This window comes from Providencia alcalifaciens (genome assembly GCF_020271745.1).
GTDB classification, from domain to species: Bacteria; Pseudomonadota; Gammaproteobacteria; order Enterobacterales; family Enterobacteriaceae; genus Providencia; species Providencia alcalifaciens_B.
Map to the genome: position 1 here is coordinate 2274290 of NZ_CP084296.1, position 22772 is coordinate 2297061.

21 protein-coding genes are annotated in these 22772 nt (G+C 43.2%); 11 read left to right on the top strand and 10 right to left on the bottom strand.

Features of this window, described 5'->3' with window-relative positions:
• Positions 1-662 precede the first annotated feature (662 nt).
• The 8 genes from LDO51_RS10390 to LDO51_RS10425 all read left to right on the top strand — a co-directional run bounded on the left by LDO51_RS10390 (position 663) and on the right by LDO51_RS10425 (position 8330).
• Positions 663-1205, top strand: coding sequence for a fimbrial protein (locus LDO51_RS10390; protein WP_225574507.1), 543 nt, complete (start codon positions 663-665; stop codon positions 1203-1205).
• 63 nt (positions 1206-1268) lie between these two features.
• The gene (locus tag LDO51_RS10395) at positions 1269-1997 is read left to right on the top strand and encodes a fimbrial biogenesis chaperone (protein WP_225574508.1); all 729 of its coding nucleotides are present in this window, start codon (positions 1269-1271) and stop codon (positions 1995-1997) included.
• On the top strand, positions 1978-2544 hold the full coding sequence (locus LDO51_RS10400; protein ID WP_225574509.1) for a fimbrial protein: 567 nt from the start codon (positions 1978-1980) through the stop codon (positions 2542-2544). Before LDO51_RS10395 ends, LDO51_RS10400 begins: the two co-directional genes overlap by 20 nt.
• Positions 2545-2555: 11 nt before the next feature.
• The gene (locus LDO51_RS10405) at positions 2556-3092 is read left to right on the top strand and encodes a fimbrial protein (RefSeq protein WP_225574510.1); all 537 of its coding nucleotides are present in this window, start codon (positions 2556-2558) and stop codon (positions 3090-3092) included.
• 56 nt (positions 3093-3148) lie between these two features.
• Positions 3149-3901 carry a fimbrial biogenesis chaperone gene (locus LDO51_RS10410; protein WP_225574511.1) on the top strand — a complete coding sequence of 251 codons (753 nt, stop codon included), beginning with the start codon at positions 3149-3151 and terminating at the stop codon, positions 3899-3901.
• The gene (locus LDO51_RS10415) at positions 3892-4638 is read left to right on the top strand and encodes a fimbrial biogenesis chaperone (RefSeq protein ID WP_225574512.1); all 747 of its coding nucleotides are present in this window, start codon (positions 3892-3894) and stop codon (positions 4636-4638) included. Before LDO51_RS10410 ends, LDO51_RS10415 begins: the two co-directional genes overlap by 10 nt.
• Entirely contained in the window at positions 4632-7214 is a 2583-nt protein-coding gene (locus LDO51_RS10420; RefSeq protein ID WP_225574513.1) for a fimbria/pilus outer membrane usher protein, read from the top strand. Before LDO51_RS10415 ends, LDO51_RS10420 begins: the two co-directional genes overlap by 7 nt.
• Before the next feature lie 15 nt (positions 7215-7229).
• Positions 7230-8330, top strand: coding sequence for a hypothetical protein (locus tag LDO51_RS10425; protein WP_225574514.1), 1101 nt, complete (start codon positions 7230-7232; stop codon positions 8328-8330).
• A 64-nt stretch (positions 8331-8394) separates the two neighbouring features.
• Here the strand turns inward: LDO51_RS10425 and dxs are convergent, their stop codons facing one another.
• From dxs to xseB, 3 genes are all read right to left on the bottom strand, one after another.
• A complete protein-coding gene (gene dxs, locus LDO51_RS10430; RefSeq protein ID WP_225574515.1) occupies positions 8395-10260 on the bottom strand; it encodes a 1-deoxy-D-xylulose-5-phosphate synthase in 1866 nt (621 codons plus the stop codon).
• Between the two features lie 175 nt (positions 10261-10435).
• A complete protein-coding gene (gene ispA / locus LDO51_RS10435; protein ID WP_225574516.1) occupies positions 10436-11353 on the bottom strand; it encodes a (2E,6E)-farnesyl diphosphate synthase in 918 nt (305 codons plus the stop codon).
• 3 nt (positions 11354-11356) lie between these two features.
• On the bottom strand, positions 11357-11608 hold the full coding sequence (gene xseB / locus LDO51_RS10440; RefSeq protein ID WP_036953869.1) for an exodeoxyribonuclease VII small subunit: 252 nt from the start codon (positions 11606-11608) through the stop codon (positions 11357-11359).
• A 222-nt stretch (positions 11609-11830) separates the two neighbouring features.
• Between xseB and thiI the strand changes: the two genes are divergently transcribed.
• The gene (gene thiI / locus LDO51_RS10445; RefSeq protein ID WP_225574517.1) at positions 11831-13282 is read left to right on the top strand and encodes a tRNA uracil 4-sulfurtransferase ThiI; all 1452 of its coding nucleotides are present in this window, start codon (positions 11831-11833) and stop codon (positions 13280-13282) included.
• 180 nt (positions 13283-13462) lie between these two features.
• Here thiI and lldD read toward each other — a convergent pair whose 3' ends face one another.
• The 5 genes from lldD to LDO51_RS10470 form a co-directional block, all read right to left on the bottom strand.
• Entirely contained in the window at positions 13463-14605 is a 1143-nt protein-coding gene (gene lldD / locus LDO51_RS10450; RefSeq protein ID WP_225577256.1) for an FMN-dependent L-lactate dehydrogenase LldD, read from the bottom strand.
• A 38-nt stretch (positions 14606-14643) separates the two neighbouring features.
• Positions 14644-15936: an MFS transporter gene (locus tag LDO51_RS10455; RefSeq protein WP_225574518.1), complete on the bottom strand. Its 1293-nt coding sequence runs from the start codon at positions 15934-15936 to the stop codon at positions 14644-14646.
• Between the two features lie 277 nt (positions 15937-16213).
• On the bottom strand, positions 16214-17506 hold the full coding sequence (locus LDO51_RS10460; RefSeq protein ID WP_225574519.1) for an L-fuconate dehydratase: 1293 nt from the start codon (positions 17504-17506) through the stop codon (positions 16214-16216).
• A gap of 14 nt (positions 17507-17520) precedes the next feature.
• Entirely contained in the window at positions 17521-18366 is an 846-nt protein-coding gene (locus LDO51_RS10465) for a fumarylacetoacetate hydrolase family protein (RefSeq protein ID WP_225574520.1), read from the bottom strand.
• Between the two features lie 50 nt (positions 18367-18416).
• Positions 18417-19157 (bottom strand): SDR family oxidoreductase, encoded by a 741-nt coding sequence (locus LDO51_RS10470; RefSeq protein WP_225574521.1) that lies wholly within the window; start codon positions 19155-19157, stop codon positions 18417-18419.
• Positions 19158-19390: 233 nt separating this feature from the next.
• Here LDO51_RS10470 and LDO51_RS10475 point away from each other — a divergent pair, with 233 nt between their 5' ends.
• Entirely contained in the window at positions 19391-20149 is a 759-nt protein-coding gene (locus LDO51_RS10475; protein WP_225574522.1) for a FadR/GntR family transcriptional regulator, read from the top strand.
• A 465-nt stretch (positions 20150-20614) separates the two neighbouring features.
• On the opposite strand, the gene yajL is transcribed toward LDO51_RS10475, so the two are convergent.
• Both yajL and panE read right to left on the bottom strand, forming a co-directional pair.
• Positions 20615-21208, bottom strand: a complete 594-nt coding sequence (gene yajL / locus LDO51_RS10480) for a protein deglycase YajL (protein ID WP_225574523.1) — start codon at positions 21206-21208, stop codon at positions 20615-20617.
• Entirely contained in the window at positions 21171-22082 is a 912-nt protein-coding gene (gene panE / locus LDO51_RS10485; protein ID WP_225574524.1) for a 2-dehydropantoate 2-reductase, read from the bottom strand. The genes yajL and panE overlap by 38 nt, the downstream gene beginning before the upstream one ends.
• Before the next feature lie 174 nt (positions 22083-22256).
• Between panE and LDO51_RS10490 the strand changes: the two genes are divergently transcribed.
• Complete coding sequence (locus tag LDO51_RS10490; RefSeq protein WP_036953882.1) at positions 22257-22748, top strand: YajQ family cyclic di-GMP-binding protein; 492 nt, start codon at positions 22257-22259, stop codon at positions 22746-22748.
• The last annotated feature ends 24 nt before the right edge of the window (positions 22749-22772 follow it).

Sequence of the window (22772 nt, forward strand, 5' to 3'; positions counted from 1 at the left end):
TATCCTTATCCTAAATTATTTTTTATTTTTAATTTCATTTAGTATGAATAAAGCTAAATTTATTTTTTTTGAAAAAAATAATATTTTATTATTTGTAAAAATTAATTTCATTGTAATTATCCTTTCATAATTATTTCTTATTTATTTATAAATGTAAAAAAATAAAGAATTAATATTAACTCGAAATTTGGGTGGTTATTTTATTTTGCTGTTTTGAGAAAAAATAGCTTAGTCAAATTCACGTATACGTGATGTTTGGTATACTTCCCTGATTATTTAATTGAGATGAATTCTCATTTTGTTGAATATGAAACTTGTAAATATGATTTATTTAGGTAATTTTTGTTGATTTGATGTAATGGAAGGTAGGGTAAAGTTAAAGTTTTCAATTAAATTTACTAACCATAGTAGTATTTTTAGGGTCTTATTATGAAATAACAATTTACAGATTGTTACTGATATGACTCTTAAGGTGCGTATACCGAGTAAGGATATTCAAGTAGTATGCTTGGAAAATAATAAGCAAGAATTAATTTTTATAAAGCGCACCTTAATCTATTTTTTTATTTTTCTTGTTATTTTTTAATAAAGTTATAATTGGTTTTATTTATATAAAAATATATTTATTTCAATTTTATATTGTCTATTAATAAGGATTTACTATGTTAATTAATAAAAAAAATTTGATCGTATTATCTATTGCTACTGGCTTAGGTTTTTCTGGTGTAGCAATGTCTGCAACTAACGCACAAGTGACTGTGACTGGTAATATTGCTGCTGCAACATGCGATTTAAGTGTCACGAATACCAATATCGATTTAGGAACGTTTATCTCTTCAGATATTCAAACGGTTGGAACTGTAGCGGGTAGTACTCATAATTTTGATATGAGTTTATCTAACTGTAGTAAAGATTTTGATGCAGAAGGCGGTACTAAATTCGTTCAAATGTATGCAAAAGGTACTGCTTTAGCAGCGAACACATCATTATTCAACAATATCGAGAAAGGTACTGTGGGTGTGGAAGTTAAAGCGGATGAACAACCGGTTAAGCCAAATTCAACCATTACGTTAAGCAGCATTGATTCACTGACCAAAGACGGTTCAGCAGTGATCCCAATGAGTGTTGCGTTGAACTCAACAGTCGCAACTCCAAATTCACAGCGCATCGAAGCACCGATTACTTTCTCAGTAAGCTACGAATAAGTTTGCCGTGAAATGGCAGGTTTCTGCCATTTCACTTTTTAACGCATCACGAGAAGGTAAAAAATGAAATTATTAACTTTACTCCGTACGCTTTCGGTTTTTGCAACACTGTTTTTTATTCAAATAGAAACGATTTCTGCAGCTGGAGTCGGTATCAATGCCACTCGAGTCATTTTCAACCAAGGAAATCAGTCAGTCCCTGTCACTCTGCGCAATAGTACAGAGAAGGAAGAATATTTGGTTCAGATTTATCTGACAAAAACCGCCAAAGATACGGTGCAAGACCAAACTTTAGATGTACTTCCTCCTATGTTCTATCTAGCTTCAAGCCAGCAGCGTGATGTTCGCTTAGTGGAAGGTGTTGGAGTATCTGTATTACCGAAAGATAGGGAATCTGTTTTTTATTTTCATGCTAGAGCCATTGCGGCAAGTGAAAAGAACGGCGCGCAGCAGAATGCAGCGATGAAAGGTGAAGTGAAAATTGCATTAGAGAGTGTGATTAAAGTTTTTTATCGCCCGAAAAACCTGACGTTAACAGTAGAACAAGCTCAAGGTAGCCTGACATTTGAAGAGACAGCGAGTGGAATCAAAGTGACTAATCCATCGCCCTATTACATCACATTGTCATCATTGAGTGTGGGGGGAAAAGCGGTAACGCTAAACCCTGAAATGAACAACACCATGATAGCGCCTTTTACCAGTGTGGATTACTCAACCTCAGTGAAAAAAGGCAAAAAAGTGTGGGCAGTCATCAATGATCTTGGGGGGCGAAGTGAGTATTCACAACCTTAAAATGGGTCAGTATAGATGGGCGCTTTTCGCTGGAATGCTTTCCATTGTGGCGATATCCGAAGTAAATGCAGCTAATACCTTAGAGTTGACCGCAGAAATCGACAATGCAGGAGAGTGCGATATTGCGGTTAGCCCTTCATTGATTGAATTCAAACGACGCCCTTCCGTGGGTGAATTTGTGGCGAATGATGCGGTAGATATCCAGCCATTAAATTTGTCGTATAAATGTACGGGTTATGAAACCAATGCTCGCCCTGAAATAAAAGTGACAGGGAATACGGCTACCGATACTAATTTGTTTTTAACCGCAGATCCAAAAGGCGCCAAAGGTGTTGGTTTTATGCTGAAAGATGGCACGGTGAAGGATCTTTCTGGTTATTACAATGCGGGTAAAACCGTGGTCAATGGTGATTCGGTGCTTCTATCCGCAGGGGCTAGAGATGGAGAAAAACCTTTTACGGTAGGTTTTATTCGCCAAGTCGGTAATAACACAGTCACAGCAGGTGCCGTGAAAGCCGCAATTTTATTTACTGTTGTGATGCCATAAATGAAGGTGATATGAACAGATATTCATATTTTCTCATGGCTTTATTGTTCGTTTATGTAGGGAAACTGTTTGCTGCCTCAAATTCGGTGAGCATTAACTTTGATGCGCATTTATATCAAAGAACGTGCGATGTTAACCTTTCCGAAAATGTGGTGGCTTATGGGAAAGTGAAACCACAAACCATTGTTGATAATGACTCTGGTATCAGTACTGCACTGAATCGTAATGTTATTTTAACCTTAGCAAACTGCTCCGGTCTGGGAACATTAAGTGGTAGTAAAGTCATTGTAACTGGTCCTAATCAAGTCATGAACGGGGAAACTTTATTTAAGGAAAGTGGTTCTTCAGGTGGTGTTGGTATTCGATTAAAAGCTGATGGGAAAAATAAAATCAGTGGAGATTCGGTTTGGGATTTATCCGCGACCAACAATCAAGGAAATCAAATTTCAGTGGTCACGGCGCTCTCATGTGGAAATTGCCAAAGTGTTCAAAAAATTCAATTAGGCACATTTAAAGCCACCATGATGTTTACCGTTTTAGCTTATTGAGCCGTTTATTGAGTGATGAGTCTATTAATAATAAAAATAACGGAATACGTTCAAAAATGTTTAAGAAAACAGGTGCATTACTTTTTATCTCCTATTTATTTGTGCTGTTAATTAGCATTAATGTTAATTCAGCACAAGCGGGATTGCGTCTAGAAAAAAGTCGTATTATTTGGAGCGATTCCGACACTCAGCAATCAGTGACATTAACCAATGACAGTGATGATATTTATTTAATTCAATCCGGTATATTTAATACGCCAACGGGCACTCAAGAATCGCCACTGTTTTCTGTTATTCCACCTTTATATCGTTTAGATGCGAATAAACAGCAAACCATGAAAGTTTTATTACAAAACTCTCCAGAATCATTGCCTCAAGATAGAGAGTCAGTTTTCTATTTTAGCGCGATTGCTATTCCAGGGATTTCTCCTGAATTAACGGAAAACACAGCGGTGCAATTATCTATCGGCACTCGCTTGGTTATTAAGCTATTTTATCGTCCCGTTAAATTTGTACAGTCACCAGATGCGGCCGTTGCTAATTTGCAATTCCACACATTGCCGAAAGGTTTATGTGTTACGAATCACTCGCCTTATTTTATTACGCTCAGCGAAATCAAATTGGGTAATCAAGTAGTTGCTCAGTTAGCAGGCACGATGGTGGCACCGTTTAGTCAGCAGATATTGGAGATTTCAGAATCCATTTCTGTACAAACTCCGATGCGTTGGCAAGCCATCAATGATTACGGTGGTGACACTGCACCTTACTCCGGTTCAGTGAAGGAGAATAAGGGATCGTTATGTCAGTGATGAAAGGGTTGTGTGGATTGGTTTTGATGATGACGCTAAGCCATACATTTGCTTCAAATATAAATGAAGGTTTTCATTTTTCACCTGAACGTTTGGTCTATTTAGAAAGTAATGCCAAAGGGATCTCTGCGGGTCTACAAAATGGCACCTCAAAAGCGGCATTGATTCAGGCACAAATTGTACCGACGGATCTTCAAACGGGCTTACCTTTGACGGAGCATCAAGGGGAAACCCATGAGGTTTTTTTGATTACGCCGCCATTACATAAATTAGATATCAATGAGCGTTTTAATTGGCGTATTCAGCGTGTTAATGATGGAAAACTTGCTACCGACAAAGAAACCGTTTTCTATGTTGCGCTGAAAGTGATCCCAGAATCTAATGCAAATAATAAGGCCTCATCACAATTTATTTTGGCGCCAACTATCTATTTAAAAATGTTGTATCGCCCTCAGCAAATTGAAGAATTGCGTTTAGATGCCCAAACCGCAAAGTTAGACATCACCGCGCAAGGCAGCAAAATTACGATTAACAATCCAACGCCACTCTCTATGACATTAGCCAGCCTGTCAGTGGGGAGTTATGACGTGCCAGTAGAGAAATTCACTCATGGAATCGCACCTTTTGGGCAACAAGTTATTTTTCTAGAAAAAAACGTATCAGGCACAATTAAATGGCGTGTGTTGAATGAATACAGCATACCGACAAAGGTTGAAGTGAGGGGGGGGGAATGGTAGCTAAAATGCGTGATGGCGCTTTTACCGTTTCCCCGATTGCGTTGGCGATTGCATGTTGTTTATCAATGGGAAATGTGGCGGCAGAACCTTATTTTGATCCAGCACTATTAAATCTACCGGAAGGATCTAGCGTAGATAGCATTGATTTATCTGCATTTACGCGCTCTGAATCGGTAACAGCGGGGCGTTATGTGGTTACGTTGAGAATCAATAAAGAAGATCAAGGGCAAAAAGAGATCTATTTTTCTGCAGATGCGGTGGGGAATATCGTGCCGGAAATTACGCCTGCGTTATTGGATGAATATGGGGTTAATATTGAGAGTATTCCAACATTAAGATCCTTACCAAAAGATGAACCGATCGCGTCTTTAGAGGCTGCTCTACCAGATTCTCAAGTTCAGTTTGATATATCCAAGTTGGATCTCAATATCAATATTCCTCAAGTTGCCATGCGTCATAAATCTCGTGGTGCGATAGAGCCGAGTTTATTGGATCAAGGGATCACCGCATTTTTGTTTAATTATCAAATCAATGGTAGTAAACAAAAGCACAGTAGCTCTAATGCAAGTGGTAAAACGACCAATGATTCATTGTATGCCAATATTAGCGGTGGTTTTAATTTAGCAGCATGGCGCTTGCGTTCAAACTTTCTGTATATGGAAAACAAATCCAAGAGCAATGGCTACAGTACCCGTCATCGGGAAAGTAAATTTTCGCGTACAACGGTTTCACGGGATATTCAACGCTTAGATTCTGAGTTAGTGCTCGGGGAAACCAGTACGCTCAGTGATGTTTTCGATAGCGTTCCATTTAAAGGTATCCGTTTGTTGTCGAATGAACAAATGCTGTCCAAAGGGGACCGTGGATTTGCCCCGGAAATTCGGGGTGTTGCAATATCTAACTCGCGGATCATCATCAGACAAAATGGCAACATAATTTATCAAACCTATGTGGCACCAGGGCCTTTTGTCATCAATGATATTTATCCAACGGGAACGGCTGGGGACTTAGAGGTTTCAGTTCAAGAAGAAGATGGAACAACCCGAGTATTCACTCAAGCATTCTCTTCATTGCCTGTCATGCAACGCGCTGGTGGATTTAAATATGAGGTTGCTGCGGGTAAATATGATGGGGGGATCACGGATGGCTCCAAAGAGCAGTCGTTTATTATGGGAACACTAATCTATGGTTTACCGAAGGCAATCACACTGTATACGGGATTACTTGGGGCAAATCATTATTGGAGCGGCATGGTTGGAACGGGGATTTCACTCGGTAGTTTTGGTGCACTTTCCATGGATATTACGCATGCACAAGCCTCTATTAATCATGAAAGCAAGCAAGGGCAATCTTTTCGTGTTCGCTATTCTAAAAACTTATCAGAAAGTGGCACATCGGTTGACTTAACCGCACTGCGCTACTCAACGAAAGAATATTACAGTTTTGCGGATTTCAACCAAGCGGGTTATCAGTTAAAAGAGAACGTTGCACCGTGGCTTAATGGTCGCCAGCGTAGCAGCTTACAAACCTATATTAACCAATCATTGGGCAAATGGGGTTCTATCTATTTACGTGGGATGCGCAGTGATTATTGGGGTAAATCTGACACAGTGACGACGCTGGGTGTGGGTTATAACGGTTTCTATCGTGGTATTAACTATGGCATTGATTACAGTATTAGCCGCACTGAAGGTAATGGAAATTGGCCTGAAAATAAGCAAGTTAGCGTGAATATGAGCATTCCATTCAGTATTTTTAGTGAGCACAAGAATATTGAAAATATGAATAGTACGTTCCAAGTAAGCCATGATAATTCAGGTCGTACTTACCAGCAGGTTGGTATTAATGGCCAGCTATTAGATAACAAACTCAGTTATCAGCTGACTGAAAGTGGCGATAATCGTGATCAAAAAATGGCAAGCTCAGTGAATGTGGGCTATCAAGGCAGTAAAGGGTATTACGGTGGTGGATATAGTTATGGCCATGAGAGCCAAATGATGTATGCCAATGCATCAGGTGGAATGGTTATCCATTCAGGTGGTATTTCTCTAAGCCAGTATTTAGGTAATTCGGCAGCAATCGTTTATGCACCGGATGCAGCGGGAACCAGGGTGAATAATGGCTCAACGGTTATCGATGCCAATGGTTACGGTATTATTCCGCATTTATCAGATTATACGCAAAATATTGCAAACTTGGATGTGAATACATTGCCTGAGAATGTTGAAAGTAAAGAGAATGCGCTGAACCTTTACCCAACTAAAGGGGCAATTGTGAGAGCTAACTTTAAAACCTTAAAAGGGTATCAAGCGATGGTTACCTTGCAGCAGCCTAATAATATTCCGATGGGTGCAATTGCATCGTTACATCAAGATGATAGTGCAGAAGAATCTGTTATTTCAGGCATTGTGAGTGATAACGGACGCGTTTATTTAAGTGGGTTACCAGAGTCAGGGCTGATAGTCATCAAGTGGGGAAAAAGTGGTTCAGAGCGCTGTGAAGTACCTTTTAATATGGATAAATCCACAGAAAATGCCTATTCATCATTGCGCCATTTAGCCTTGTCATGCCACTAATTGGGTAAATATTTTATGAAAATCGATGTAAAGAAAAAGACCTTAGTGGGATGGAAAAGCTTACTACTGAGCAGTTTGTTAGTTCTTATGGCGAGTTTACCCAGTTTTGCCAAAACAGTGACGGTTATGAATGGGCGTGGATTGATTGGTATTTATGGTGAATATAGTACTTCACTCGCTGGGATGACAAATGCACCATCATGGGGAGATACGGCCAATTTTTACTATGTTCAGTTTTATAATAACTTTAATGGGATCATAAATTACTGTGCTGAAGGTATGGGTTTAGTTACCAATATTGATGGCGTAAAAGGGGTGCCTATTGCGGGTGGTGAGATGATCATGGTACCGGAGTTTGTGTTTATTGATGAAAGAAAAAACTACTCAAATAATAGCTACTTAGATACCATCACTGGGCATTTTAATGGATGGGGATCAGGTACCAATGAACAACTAGGTACAGGGGATTGCCTCTGGTCTCCCAATCAAAGTACTCCAACACCAGTAATATACCATTCCGTGACAGCTACAGGGCGGATGTTGATTTACGGTACAGGTAATCAGCGCAGCGGAACCTATCGATTAACGGATGATATTGGGATTGTGCTCCAAAATCCTCGAAATGGAACGACGGTAAGGCAAATCGTCCCCAAAACAGAAAGTATTATCGTGACGGTTTCAGGACTAACTTGTACATTGAATACGCCATCGTATGTGAATTTTGGTTCTCACAGCGCGAGTAGCAAAAGTAATGAATTGCTTTCTACCATGCGAAACAACATGTCAGTACGTTGTGACCAATTGACCAATAACATCGCTGCGACGATTTCGCTGTCTGGTAATGTAAAGCCGCAATATTATGCGGGCAATAATCTGGAAGTAAACTTATTAAATAGCCAACAGAAATCTGGTGCGTATGTCAAAATGTACGTGATGGTCAATGGTAATAAAACACCGATTACCTTAGATCAACGTCCAATTGATTTAGCCAAAATTACCGCGCAGCAAACCAATATCAGTTTTAATAATGAACTAGTGTATGAGCTTTATTCTCGTGGTAATAATGTGGCGGGTAAGGTGAGTGGCAGTGCAGAATTGTCGATAATTATGCGTTGAAAATGGGGCAAATCAGTCAGTGAATTAAGGCGTTACTTTTGTGGTAACGCCTTAATTTTTATAATTACTTATTCTGGTAAGTATTGATGGCGTTCACGATCCCGGCAGCATCTAAACCAAGATCTGCTAATAACTCATCTTGGGTACCTTGAGGAATAAAGAAATCCGGTAGGCCCAAATTCAGAACTGGAAGGATTTTTTTCTCGCTCATCAGGAATTCATTCACACCACTGCCTGCGCCACCCATAATCGCATTTTCTTCCAGTGTCACGATCAGGTCGTGGGTACTTGCCATTTCTAAGATCAGCGCTTCATCTAATGGTTTTACAAAACGCATATCCACGACGGTAGCATTGATTTGTTCTGCGGCCTCTAAGGCACTGCTCAGTAATGTACCAAAGCTGAGGATTGTCACTTTTTCGCCTTGGCGGCGGACAATTCCTTTACCAATTTCAAGCGGCGCTAAAGGCATTAGCTCAGCACCAGTGCCTGCGCCACGAGGGTAGCGAACTGCGGTAGGGCCTTCTTGATAATGGTAGCCAGTATGCAGCATTTGTCGGCATTCATTTTCATCACTTGGTGTCATGATCACCATCGTTGGGATGCAACGTAAGAATGAAATATCGAATGATCCTTGGTGAGTTTGACCATCAGCTCCGACGATACCCGCACGGTCAATAGCAAACATTACAGGGAGTTTCTGGATAGCGACATCGTGGATCACTTGGTCGTAACCACGTTGTAAGAAAGTAGAGTAAATCGCTACGATTGGGTTATAACCCCCAATGGCAAGCCCTGCTGCGAAAGTGACAGCATGTTGCTCGGCAATTGCAACATCAAAATATTGGTCTGGATACTCTTTCGAAAAACGAACCATACCAGAACCTTCACGCATCGCGGGGGTGACGGCCATTAGTTTATCGTCGCCTTTCGCCTCTTCACACAGCCAATCTCCAAAGATTTTGGAGAATGTTGGCCGGGTATCTTTGCTTTTTGGTAACGTAAAAGTGGCTGGGTCAAACTTAGGTACGGCATGCCAGCTAATGGGGTCTTTCTCTGCTGGCTCATAGCCACGACCTTTTTTGGTCATAATGTGTAGGAATTGAGGACCTTTTAACTCGCGCATATTTTTTAACGTTTGGATCAGCGCAATCACATCGTGCCCATCAACAGGACCAATGTAGTTAAAGCCTAGCTCTTCAAACATGGTGCCAGGGACAACCATGCCTTTGATGTGTTCTTCGGTTTTCTTGAGTAACTCTTTGATTGGCGGGATATTCGAGAAAACTTTCTTTCCACCTTCACGCAGTGTGGTATACAGCTTGCCGGAAAGTAAATGGGCTAAATGGTTATTCAGTGCTCCAACGTTTTCTGAAATCGACATTTCATTGTCGTTGAGGATCACCAGCATATCGGGCGCAGCATCCCCAGCATGATTCATGGCTTCGAAAGCCATGCCCGCCGTAATGGCGCCATCACCGATGACACAAACCGTTTTACGGTTTTTATCTTCTTTCTCTGCGGCGATAGCCATACCTAAACCGGCACTAATGGAGGTTGAGGAATGACCAACACTAAGAATGTCGTACTCGCTTTCGGCACGCCATGGGAATGGATGTAACCCATTTTTTTGACGGATGGTGTCGATTCTGTCACGGCGTCCAGTCAAAATTTTGTGCGGGTACGCTTGGTGGCCTACATCCCAGACAAGATTATCAAATGGAGTTTTATAGACGTAATGCAGAGCTACCGTTAATTCAATGGTGCCCAACCCTGATGCAAAGTGACCGCTCGAGCGACTGACGCTATTTAGTAGAAACTGTCTCAGTTCATCACAAAGCTTTGGCAAGCTTTCTTTTGGCAGAAGGCGCAGTTCATCAGGCGTCTCTGCCAGTGCCAGCGTTGGATATTTCGCGGTATCTATACTCATTAGGTGCTCACTACTTAAATTAATTAGGGCGATGCCTGTTAACGTCGAGCGGTTGCTGACCGTGATTTTTTTTGCGTTGATCGTATTTTATAAGTCGTCACAACGGCTCTAAGTTACTCAGGTAATCAATGTTATAATTATCGGTCTTATCTATACCAAAAGGCAAAGCATATTGTCAGCTTTTGCGCTCAATAACAAAATTGGCTAAAGCTCTCAGCAGCTCTGTATTGTAACCTTGGGATTGCAATGATTCTAAAGCCGCGATCGCATCTTGATAGAGCTCTTTGGCTTTTTTGTGTGCAGCTTCAAGACCTAACAGTGATGGATAAGTGCTTTTTTCATGTTGTTCATCAGCACCTTGGCGTTTACCTGTCACTTCGCTGTCTCCGATGACGTCTAGAATATCGTCTTGAACTTGAAAGGCAAGCCCAATAGATTCAGCGTATTTATCTAAACTTGCTAATGCTTGGTGGCCTTTATTACCAGCAGCATAGGCGCCGAGACGAATAGCGGCTCGAATTAATGCCCCAGTTTTATGTTGGTGGATACGTTCGAGTGAAATCAGGTCAACGCGCTTGCCCTCAGCATCAAGATCTAATGCTTGCCCACCACACATACCCGCTAAACCACTGGCATAAGCCAGTTCTGCAATCATCGCAATGCGGTCTTTATCGGAAACATCAGGCATAGGAGCACTGGAGAGTAATTGGAATGCGAATGTTTGTAAGGCATCTCCGGCGAGTACGGCATTACCTTCACCAAACTTAATGTGGCAAGTTGGCTGCCCACGGCGCAGGTCATCGTCATCCATGGCAGGTAAATCATCATGGATCAGCGAATAAGCGTGAATGCATTCGACAGCGGCGGCTGGTGCATCTAAGTTATCCAGGCTAACGCCCAGCATTTCACCGACAGCATACGTTAAGAAAGGGCGTAAGCGTTTACCACCGAGTAAAGTACCGTATTTCATGGCTTGCGCTAATGGCAAATCAGCAAAAGGGAGCGCATCTAATGAGGTTAATAAGTATTGATTAACTCTATCGTGAGCTTGGCGTTGCTGGCGCACAAAGGTGTCTGGGTGTTGTTCGGACATAATTTATTCTGTATCAGGTGAGAAATCGTCGAGGGCTTTATTTTCGTCATCACTCAGCAAAATTTGTACACGTTGTTCTGCTTGCTGGAGGACTTTTTGACCTTGTTTAGCAATTTGGACGCCTCGCTCAAATTCATTTAAGGCATCTTCCAAAGGTAGCTCTCCGGATTCTAGGCGAGCGACAATTTGCTCAAGCTCTTGAAGGGAGTTTTCAAAACTAACAGTGGGAACTTGCTGAGATTTTTCTTTAGCCATAATCGTTAATCACTAATGTTAAATCACTTAAAAGTGGAGGAACTTTAATTATTGAGCAGACTAACTTAGTCTCGCAGCGGTTACAATTTATTATTGGTGTTTTTAGATTCAGTACGCAAGATAGTGCTATAATACGCTTCTTTATTGACAACTGGTAAAGTGCACGAGAGTCACTTTTTCGCAACGTCCGTTTGCCCCACTAACCAAGAACATGCCACGACTATGAAGTTTATTATTAAGTTATTCCCAGAAATCACTATCAAAAGCCAAACAGTTAGACTCCGTTTTATTAAAATTCTAACCAGTAATATCCGCAATGTATTGAAGAGTCTTGGCGAAGAGATCTCGGTTGTCCGTAATTGGGATAACATTGAAGTGCGTGTTAAAGGGGAATCAAAGCACGACGAAATTTGTGACATGCTGAGCCGCATTCCCGGTATCCACCATATTTTAGAAGTGGAAGAGAAGCCTTTCACCAGTTTACACCATATTTTTGAAATGACACTGGAAGCCTACGGGGCATCGGTTGAAAACAAAACGTTCTGTGTGCGTGTGAAGCGCCGTGGTAAACACGAATTTTCATCCATTGACGCAGAGCGTTATATCGGCGGCGGTTTGAATCAGCATATCGCCTCCGCAAAAGTGAAACTGAAAGACCCTGATACCACCGTGCATCTGGAAATTGAAGATGACAATTTGATCCTCGTGAAAGCGCGTATCGAAGGGATTGGCGGCTTCCCAATTGGTACACAAGAAGATGTACTGTCCCTGATTTCAGGTGGTTTTGACTCTGGGGTTTCCAGCTATATGTTAATGCGCCGTGGTTGCCGAGTGCATTACTGCTTCTTTAATCTTGGTGGCGCAGCCCATGAAATTGGCGTGAAGCAAATTGCTCACTATTTATGGAACCGTTTTGGCAGCTCCCATAAAGTGCGTTTTATTGCCGTTAACTTTGAGCCTGTTGTGGCTGAGATTTTAGAGAAAGTCGATGACGGTCAAATGGGTGTTGTATTAAAACGTATGATGGTACGTGCGGCTTCTAAAGTGGCAGAGCGTTATGGCGTTCAAGCTATCGTAACGGGTGAAGCACTTGGACAGGTATCTAGCCAAACACTGACTAACTTACGTTTAATTGATAATGCGTCAGACACCTTAGTGTTACGTCCGCTGATCTCTCACGATAAAGAACACATTATCAAATTAGCGCGACAAATTGGTACGGAAGATTTTGCGAAAACCATGCCGGAATATTGCGGTGTGATTTCGAAAAGCCCAACTGTGAAAGCGGTGAAAGCGCGTATTGAAGCGGAAGAAGAGAATTTTGATTTTGGTATTTTAGAGTCTGTGGTTGAGCAGGCGCAAAACATTGATATTCGCCAGATTGCGCAAGAAAGCCTCGAAAAAGTCCCTGAAGTTGAGATGGTTAGCCAGCTATCAGCGGATAATGAAGTTATCGTAGATATTCGCTCAATTGATGAGTTTGAAGATAAGCCATTGAAGGTGGAAGGAATTGAAATTAAGCATATTCCATTCTATAAGCTGAGTACGCAATTTGGGGATTTACCTAAAGAGAAAACGTACCTGCTGTATTGCGACCGTGGTGTGATGGGTCGTTTACAAGCCCTATATTTAAAAGAACAAGGCTTTGAGAATATTAAGGTTTATCGCCCGTAAGTTATCAGGTGATGTTGAATGAAAAAGCGAGCTCATTAGCTCGCTTTTTCAAAAGATCTTAAATATCAGGAAAGTTTATTTATTCATAATATTTAAGACACGTGAAAAACAGAAATTAAAGAAAATAGAAGTCAAAGCTTGTCGTTATTATTAATGGGTTGAGTTCCTAAAATCACAAAATTAGTCAGGCAAATTAACCAGCAAATCGCAAGAAATATCGCAGATTGTTTTTGCGCCGGTCAGGGTCATCGCCACTCGCATCTCTTTCTCAATAAGATCCAGCAGGTTTTCAACACCAACCTGCCCCTGTGCTGCCAGAGCATAAACAAACGCGCGTCCAAGTAGGACAGAATCAGCCCCCAGAGCAATCATCCGCACCACATCCAGTCCGTTACGGATACCGGAATCACTCAGAATAACGATATCCGATTTTACGGCATCAGCAATAGCCGGCAGGGCCCGGGCGGTGGATAAGACTCCGTCCAGTTGGCGTCCGCCGTGGTTTGAAACAATAATACCGTCTGCGCCAAACCGAACAGCGTCTTTTGCATCCTCCACATCCAAAATACCTTTAATGACCATCGGGCCATCCCAGAATTCACGGATCCATTCCAGATCTTTCCACGAAATGGACGGGTCGAAGTTGTCCCCCAACCAGCCGATATAATCTTCCAGTTTGATAGGCTTACCACGATAAGCTGAAATATTACCCAGATCATGCGGTTTCCCCTGCAGTCCGACATCCAATGCCCAGCGTGGATGCATTATGGCCTGTAATATCTGCCGCATAGCGGCATTCGGACCACTCATTCCGGAATGTGCATCACGGTAACGTGCTCCCGGTATTGGCATATCCACAGTAAATACCAGCGTTTTTACCCCGGCAGCTTTTGCTCGCTCCAGTACATTTTTCATAAAACCGCGATCACGCAGGACATAAAGCTGGAACCACATAGGGCGATCAATCGCCGAGGCGACCTCTTCGATAGGGCAGACTGAAACTGTGGAGAGAGTGAACGGAATACCTTTATTTGCCGCTGCTTTTGCCGCTTGCACCTCTCCACGTCGAGCATACATCCCAGTCAGGCCGACAGGTGCGAGAGCGATTGGCATTGCCAGTTTTTCACCGAATAATTCTGTTTCCAAATTAAGTGATGACATATCGCGCAGAACTCGCTGGCGTAGAGCAATATCTGCAAGATCAGTCGTATTGCGTTTTAAGGTATGCTCTGCATAAGCCCCTCCATCGATATAATGAAACAAAAAGGGGGGAAGCTTGGCTTTGGCTACCGACCGGTAATCCGTTGAAGCAGAAATAATCATCTTGAATATCTCTTTTGTACTCTGAATAATTCGACTTTTTATTGATTGTGAGTCTTTTTCTTTTTTAGTAATGAAATCAATAATGCGCAACCCACCGTAATCACTGAGAGGGTGACAATACCAGCAGTATTACTGTTTATTATTCTATCGGCTTCAACTCGAATAATGGGGGCAAGGAATGAACAAAATGCCCCCATCGTAGTACAAAAGCCAATACCTGCGGCTAATGCTCGGCCACTTAATAATTGAGGGGGGAATGTCCAAAAAATCGGCTGAACGGATAAAAAGCCAACCGCACTTAAACACAGGGCGAAAATAGCGAGTACAGGGCTTGCGAAAGCAGATATTGCAAGACCTAATGCAGCAAAAAGCATGCATATAATAGAGATTTCGATACGACGGTTTGGATAACGATCGGCGATTCGAGGAATAAAATAAACACCAAATGCTGAACATATCCAAGGAATAGCCGCAACTAAAGATTGTTTAAATCCTAGACTTTCTCCCATTAAAGAAGCGACTTGCGATGGTAGAAAAAAAATCAAGCCATATACAGATATTTGGATAGTTCCGTAAATTAATGCTAAGTGCCAGACCTTAAGGCTTTTTAATGCAGATAATACTGAGGTAGTTTCTGTTTTTTTACTTTCTTTCGCCAATTGTTCCATTAACGCTTTTTTCTCTTCATTTGTGAGAAAATGGGCTTTTTCAGGGGTATCATCAAGATGAAAATAAGCGAAAATACCAATAAAAATAGCCGGTAACCCTTCAATCACAAACATCCAGAACCAACCAGGACGACCTAGCCAACCATGTAATTCAAGGAGAGCACCTGATAGTGGCGATCCGAGTGTTAAGGCTAAAGGGACACTAAGAACAAAAACACCAATAACAGAAGCGCGGACATTATTAGGGAAATAGATCGAAGTTAATAATAACATTCCTGGATAAAAGCCGGCTTCACCCAGTCCGAGTAAAAAACGTAAAATGATAAATTGAGTTTCATTAGTCACAAAGCCAGTCATCATAGAGAGTAATCCCCAGATAACAGTCGTAATACTCAGCCATTTTTTTGCACCAATTTTGTTTAAAATTAAGTTGGCTGGAATAGCAAAAAGGGCATAAGAAGCGAAGAAAATACCCGCCCCAAAAGCAAATGCAGAGTCCGATAAGCCAATATCGACTTGCATAGAATCTTTAGCAAATCCAACATTTACTCGGTCAATAAATGCAAAAAAATACAGAATAAACATCAGAGGTATTAAATGATTCCTCGATTTTTTTATCGCAGAGTTTAAAACAGGATTGTTATTAGCTGCTAAAGTCGCCATAAGATTTTCCCCTGTTGGTAGGATGTTCTAGTTTCTATCGTCAGTTCGATTCGTATTTTTCAGACAGGACTAATCGCGTTTCTCTGTGCCTTCGCGAGCCAATTTTGAATTTTCAGCTCGCACAGACGAGCCTGTACCACCTTCACGCCGTGAAAACAGTGGTGCTGTAGCATGGTTTCAGACAAAAAACTGCCGAAACATCACCATTTTCTCGGTGATCTACGATAGCGTTGCCGATGGTACTGCCCGTTATGTGAATTCCCCCAGATGTGCAGTATCACTTGGTTCTCGTTTGACCACGGAATCGGTGCTGTTCTATTGAGGATGCATGCATCTCTATCGAATAACCGGGTGCGAGCGGAGGCATATAGGCCGCTCCTTTGATGTCACAAGGGTGAACAAAATGTTCATGCAAGTGATCGACATATTCGATTACTCTCCCTTCATGGGTTCCGGCAATACAGAGGTAGTCGATCATCGACAGATGCTGAACGTATTCGCACAGCCCGACACCACCAGCATGTGGGCACACTGGTAAGTTGTATTTAGCCGCCATCAGCATCACTGCGAGCACTTCATTGACCCCTCCAAGGCGGCAGGCGTCGATCTGCACTACGTCAATCGCTTCACGCATAATGAACTGCTTGAACATAATTCGGTTTTGGCACATTTCACCGGTGGCAACTTTGACTGGATGAATTTCCTCACGAATTCGGCGGTGACCTTCCACATCGTCCGGACTAGTGGGTTCTTCAATAAACCAAGGTTTAGCGAATGCTAAATGCTTAATCCAAGGAATTGCGTCGTTGACTTCCCATACTTGGTTGGCGTCGATCATGAGTTGGCGGTCGGGACCGATGACCTCTCGAGCGATACGCACACGGCGAATATCATCTTCCAAATCGTGTCCAACCTTCAGCTTCAGGTAAGAGAAACCAGCATCGACCGCTTCTTGGCACAGACGGCGCAGCTTATCATCTGGGTAACCCAACCAGCCGGCAGAGGTGGTATAGCAGGGATAGCCGTCCTGTAGCAGCTGTTCGAGACGCTGTTCCTTGCCTTGAGCTCGTTGTTTGAGCAGCGTGAGTGCTTCTTGCGGCGTAATGCAATCGGTGATGTAACGAAAATCAATACAGCGCACCAGTTCTTCAGGTGTCATCTCTGCCACCATCAGCCATACCGGCTTGCCTATGGCTTTGGCCCATAGGTCCCATACAGCATTGATCACCGCTCCGGTTGCTAAGTGGATAGCCCCTTTGTCTGGCCCGATCCAACGTAACTGGCTGTCACTGGTAAAGCGGCGCCAGAAGGCTCCCATATCGGCAGTAATTTCTTCAAGGGTGACGCCGACAATATGCTGCTCTAGCGCACGGATTGCCGCACAGCAAATCTCATTACCACGGCCAATGGTAAACGTCATTCCATGACCGCTGAGATCGGCATTATCGGTCTCCAATATTACATAGGCTGCGGAGTAGTCTGGATCTTGGTTCATTGCATCAGATCCATCCAATGTCAGTGACGTGGGGAAGCGAATATCTTCAACTCGCAGTGTGGTAATCGTTGTCATGGCAATCATCTCCATCAAGCTTGTACGGTTGTTTGGCGCTGTTCACCCAATCCTTCAATGCCTAGACTCATCTTCTGTCCGGCTTTGAGGTAAATTGGTGTAGGTTTCTGACCCATACCAACGCCTGGTGGTGTGCCAGTGGAGATGACATCACCCGATTGTAGGCTCATAAAACGGCTTAAGTAGCTGATAATTTTCGGTATGCGGAAGATCATTGTGTTGGTATTACCGTTCTGGTAGCGCTTTCCATCCACCTCCAGCCATAAACTTAGATTATGGGGATCGGCAATCTCGTCGGCGGTCACTAGCCAAGGACCAATGGGGCCAAAGGTGTCGCAGCCTTTGCCTTTGTCCCAAGTACCACCCCGTTCAATCTGGAACTCACGTTCCGAAATGTCGTTAATGACACAGTAGCCAGCGACGTGGAGCATCGCATCTTGCTCACTGATATAAGACCCACCCTGACCAATAACCACTCCCAGCTCAACTTCCCAATCTGTCTTGAGGGAATCGCGTGGGATGAGCACCTCATCGTTCGGTCCAACGACGGCACTGGTCCACTTGTTGAATACCACCGGTTCAGAGGGGATCTCCGCCCCAGTTTCTGCCGCATGATCAGCATAGTTCAGGCCAATACAGATAAACTTACCAATGTTTCCCACACATGCTCCTAGTCGCTGTTGACCCGTGACTCGCGGTAGTTGGTTAATATCCAGAGCTCGCAGTTTGTCGAGTGAAGGGGGGAGCAGCACTTCACCACTCAAATCTGTAATATGTTGTGAAAGGTCACGGATCTGACCGTCTGAATCCAATATCCCGGGACGTTCCTGACCGGGTACTCCATAACGTAAAAGTTTCATGTTGTCTCACTGTGGAAAAAGGGGGGGAAAAGCACTCAAAGCGGCGAGTATCAGTTACTCCAGCCGCCGTCAATAATTTGTACCGTGCCAGTGGTGTAGGAGCTGGCGTCGGAAGCTAGATACAGCGCTAATTGGGCGAGCTCGTCGGTAGTACCGATGCGGCCAATCGGTTGACGTGCAACAAATGCCTGATACACATCTTCTTCACTAAGCCCCTGTTCACGGGCTTGTTCAGCGATGCGCTGACGCAACGACGGTGATTCCACCGTGCCGGGGCAAATGGCGTTACAACGTATCCCTTGAGTGACATAATCCGCCGCGATTGAGCGTGTTAGCCCGATCACAGCTGCCTTGGTGGCACTATAGGCAAAGCGGTTCGGTACGCCTTTAACGCTGGAGGCGACCGAAGACATGTTGATAATCGAGCCATTTTTGCGAGCAAGCATGCCAGGTAAAAACGCGCGGATCATACGGAACATCGCCGTCACATTGATATCGAGGGCAAATGCCCACTGTTCCTCGCTGCACTCGAGGATAGAACCACTGTGTACCACGCCAGCACAGTTGAACAGCACGTCAATCGGACCGAGGCTTTTTGCCGCCATAGCGATAGCGGTGGGATCGGTTACGTTTAGTGTCATCGGCTGAATACCGGGTAACCCTTTCAATTGTTCGATGTTAATGTCGGTGGCTATGACCTCTGCACCAGCCTCGGCGAATAGTTTAGCGGTACTAAAGCCAATCCCTTGTCCGGCGGCGGTGATCAGTACGCGTTTGTTGGTTAAATTCATTTTCTCTCCACTATTTTGGTGGTCTAATGGTCAGGCCGCTCAGGGCGATTAAATATCAAAGCGTTAAGATGACAAAAAACACTTTGCGCGTTATGGTTGATGGTAATGTAAAAAGGCAGGCTTAAAATATCTTTTAATTAACATATTTTTTACATTGTATTGACGGTTTCTCAAGCAAATTGATCAATAAATGTGCACTCAATCACTTTTACTCGAATAGCCCAAGGTAACCTATGCCGATCACAAGACTGGAAAATCCTCGTATTTACAGACAGATAGCAGATCAGTTGAAACGACTTATTGATAACAGTGAATTTGCGCCTGGCAGCCGCTTGCCCTCCGAGAGGGAGTTGGCTCAACAATTACAGGTTAGCCGTGCTTCTGTACGAGAAGCGCTGATTGCGTTGGAAGTTATTGGCCTAGTGGATGTCAAAGTTGGTAAAGGAGTGATCGTCAGGGAGCAAACGAAGGCAATAGTGTCGCAGGAACAGGTGATGAAACAAGCTGGGGGCGAGCAATGGACGGAAATTGATGATGAACTGAATATCGCTCTGGATTTTAATACCGAGCTGCCACCATTCTCCTTGTTGCAAACTCGTTTGTTGATTGAACCAGAGACTGCCGCGCTGGCAGCGCGCCACGGTACAGCTCAGGAACTGAAGAGTATCCGCGAGGCATACGAACAAAATTGCCGAGATAATCTAGCGGGATCGACCTCCCACCCGGGAGACCGCTTATTCCATATCCGTATTGCTCAAGCCAGTGGCAACCCAACTTACGCGTTTATCATCGGTCACCTGTTAGGTCACCGCTACGGCAGTATGTTTCGTACGCTTCAGCGCCACTATACAACGGATGATATGCCACGCCGTTCCGAACAGGAACATCAGGATATTCTGGCTGCGATAGAAATGCGTGACGTGCGTGGCGCACGCAAGGCGATGAAAGCCCATTTGAACGAAGTGATCGCTATTTTTACCCGTGCACAGTAGGTTAATGGGCTCTTTCAGAGCTACGAAAAATTTTTTATCAAATGCTGTCGTTGGTGCATAGATGGCGGTTCTGTCGCCTATTGAGTATGAGTAAAATTTTTGAAGGAATTTTGAACATACTCAATGGGGGCAAATCACCGTTAGCCGTCTGAAGATTTTCTAAGTTATCAATGCCAATATTTATGACATCCACCCTCATTTTTCCGAGTCGGCTGTGGGTTTTTCAATAGCCAGTCGTGCTTTGAGCTACCAAAAAAATCGTTGAACAACAGCGTTATCCCGACAGCCTCTGACATCGTTCATACTGACTCGAAAACCATACCTGTCAGTAAGTAACGATAGTGATTACTTGTATATCGTGTTACCCAATCACGATGAAAAACCAAGGTTTTTTATTGGCTGGCGTGAGTATCATTCCATCACGATGGCCAAATACACCCAATGTTCACCTCCGTGTTTAATTGGCTAATTTTCCAAGTAATCATTTATTCCCGGAGGCAAGACGAGCTGTGAGGCGACATTGGCGGCGGTTTCTCGTCCTTGCAGTAATTCAATCAATTTTAGTGCAAAATCAAAGGCTGTCGCAGGACCTTGGCTAGTCAGTAAATTCACTCGCTCATCAAAATAGACGCGCTTATCGACCCATTTATGGGCTGGAATTTTATCCTGCATGCTTGGAAAACCGGTCATGTTTCCGAGAGGGAATAATTGGTGGTACTCCAAAACTAATGCAGGGGCGGCGCAAATGGCCGCTACAATTTTTCCATCTAAATGCATACGCCTGATTTTTTCAACGACCAGTGGGCTATCACGAAAAGCTTCTGCTCCTGCCAGCCCCCCGGGTAACACGATGGCGTCAAAAGGTTCGTCTGCAACGTGGATAATGGGTAGGTCAGCGACGAGTTTAATACCTCGAGATGCTGTTATCTCTAACACTCCGTCTTCCGTCACACTGGCTAATGTCACCTGTATTCCGGCACGAACCAGTAAATCGGCGGTAGTGACTGTTTCAATTTCTTCACTACCATTGGCGATGCATATCAGCACGGAGGTTGTCATAACTTTGTTCTCTATTTTTAATTAAGTGGTACAAACGGTCACTCTCAGGGGTGGCTAAGCCATGAGCTCGGGCTTTTTTGATTAAGAAGCCAGTGATGTAATCAATCTCAGTTCTGCGATGATGACGAACATCTTGCTGCATGGATGAATAGTTTTCTGATGTTTGATGAATAATGTCATAGACGCGTTCAGTCATTTCTTCTTTATCAGTATGCAATCCCTCGGCAACCATCACTTGGCAGCACTCATCTATGATCTGAGCAATCTGTTCTGGATAGTGAATGATTTGCCCATTGGTACAATTGTGTTCCGTGGAAAGCGGGTTTATCACGCAATTAATAACCATTTTTTGCCAAATGGTATTAAGGATTTGATTATGCCATGCCACATCCGGTAGAGCTTCATGCAGAATATTAGCGATAGGGTAATAGGCTTCTGCTTGAGGGTTGACTGCACCGATGTGAGTGATGCCGCTAGCAATATGAAAAACTTGGTTGTTATCTTGCCATGCCGCATGAGTTGTGACCCCGCTCAAAAATGGATGGTGCAATGTACCTAATTCTTCCAACGTGCCTAATCCGTTATGCAGTAAGAGAATAGGGCTAGTTTCAGGAATAATGGGCAGCAGGGGTAATAAGGCATCTGAAACTTGCCATGCTTTCAAACAGACGATCACTAATTCGCTTGTGTGTAAGTGCTGATGATTATTGCAAGGAATTAATTCGCGGAAAATTTTATCTTCAGGCCCATTAACATCAACGAATAAGTCGGATTGAGCAACTCGCAGCCATCCTTGAATATCGTGTCCTTGCGAAGTGAGGGCGGCTAGCCAAAGTTTACCAATAGCACCACAGCCAATCAGGGTTATTTTCATCAATTTTCCCTACTATCTGAGAGCGGTTGATTTGGATTAATAACTGTCATCATAGCGATTTTAATATGATATCCAAATAATTAGTTATGTTATACAAGTGAGCCAATCTGACAACATGGAGTGTCATGGGCAAATAAGCTATTATAAGCCGATTGATTATAGGAGAGCGTTAAAATGCCATCATTTGATATTGTATCTGAAGTTGAAATGAGTGAAGTCCGCAATGCGGTAGAAAATGCTCAGCGTGAACTTACTAGCCGTTGGGATTTTAAAAACATCACTGCAAGCTTTGAACTGAACGATAAGAATGAGTCTATCAAAGTGACCAGTGAATCCGATTTCCAAGTTTTACAGCTGCTTGATATTTTAAGAGAAAAAATGGCAAAACGGGGAATTGATGGCGCAGTACTGAATGTCCCTGAAGATATTGTACATAGTGGTAAAACTTACAGCGTGGAAGTGACTTTAAAACAAGGCATTGAAGCGAGCATGGCGAAGAAAGTCGTTAAGCTGATAAAAGACAGCAAGTTAAAGGTACAGGCGCAAATTCAAGGTGAACAAGTGCGTGTAACAGGTAAGGCGAGAGATGATTTACAAGCTGTTATGGCATTAGTCCGTGGCGGTAATTTAGGTCAACCATTCCAGTTTAATAACTTCCGCGACTAATTGATAAGCGTGTTTTAGTTATTG

Coding starts and splice junctions, on each gene's coding strand:
- LDO51_RS10390 (WP_225574507.1), top strand. CDS start 663: ATGTTAATTAATAAAAAAAATTTGATCGTATTATCTATTGCTACTGGC.
- LDO51_RS10395 (WP_225574508.1), top strand. CDS start 1,269: ATGAAATTATTAACTTTACTCCGTACGCTTTCGGTTTTTGCAACACTG.
- LDO51_RS10405 (WP_225574510.1), top strand. CDS start 2,556: ATGAACAGATATTCATATTTTCTCATGGCTTTATTGTTCGTTTATGTA.
- LDO51_RS10410 (WP_225574511.1), top strand. CDS start 3,149: ATGTTTAAGAAAACAGGTGCATTACTTTTTATCTCCTATTTATTTGTG.
- LDO51_RS10415 (WP_225574512.1), top strand. CDS start 3,892: ATGTCAGTGATGAAAGGGTTGTGTGGATTGGTTTTGATGATGACGCTA.
- LDO51_RS10420 (WP_225574513.1), top strand. CDS start 4,632: ATGGTAGCTAAAATGCGTGATGGCGCTTTTACCGTTTCCCCGATTGCG.
- LDO51_RS10425 (WP_225574514.1), top strand. CDS start 7,230: ATGAAAATCGATGTAAAGAAAAAGACCTTAGTGGGATGGAAAAGCTTA.
- dxs (WP_225574515.1), bottom strand. CDS start 10,260: ATGAGTATAGATACCGCGAAATATCCAACGCTGGCACTGGCAGAGACG.
- ispA (WP_225574516.1), bottom strand. CDS start 11,353: ATGTCCGAACAACACCCAGACACCTTTGTGCGCCAGCAACGCCAAGCT.
- xseB (WP_036953869.1), bottom strand. CDS start 11,608: ATGGCTAAAGAAAAATCTCAGCAAGTTCCCACTGTTAGTTTTGAAAAC.
- thiI (WP_225574517.1), top strand. CDS start 11,831: ATGAAGTTTATTATTAAGTTATTCCCAGAAATCACTATCAAAAGCCAA.
- lldD (WP_225577256.1), bottom strand. CDS start 14,605: ATGATTATTTCTGCTTCAACGGATTACCGGTCGGTAGCCAAAGCCAAG.
- LDO51_RS10455 (WP_225574518.1), bottom strand. CDS start 15,936: ATGGCGACTTTAGCAGCTAATAACAATCCTGTTTTAAACTCTGCGATA.
- LDO51_RS10460 (WP_225574519.1), bottom strand. CDS start 17,506: ATGACAACGATTACCACACTGCGAGTTGAAGATATTCGCTTCCCCACG.
- LDO51_RS10465 (WP_225574520.1), bottom strand. CDS start 18,366: ATGAAACTTTTACGTTATGGAGTACCCGGTCAGGAACGTCCCGGGATA.
- LDO51_RS10470 (WP_225574521.1), bottom strand. CDS start 19,157: ATGAATTTAACCAACAAACGCGTACTGATCACCGCCGCCGGACAAGGG.
- LDO51_RS10475 (WP_225574522.1), top strand. CDS start 19,391: ATGCCGATCACAAGACTGGAAAATCCTCGTATTTACAGACAGATAGCA.
- yajL (WP_225574523.1), bottom strand. CDS start 21,208: ATGACAACCTCCGTGCTGATATGCATCGCCAATGGTAGTGAAGAAATT.
- panE (WP_225574524.1), bottom strand. CDS start 22,082: ATGAAAATAACCCTGATTGGCTGTGGTGCTATTGGTAAACTTTGGCTA.
- LDO51_RS10490 (WP_036953882.1), top strand. CDS start 22,257: ATGCCATCATTTGATATTGTATCTGAAGTTGAAATGAGTGAAGTCCGC.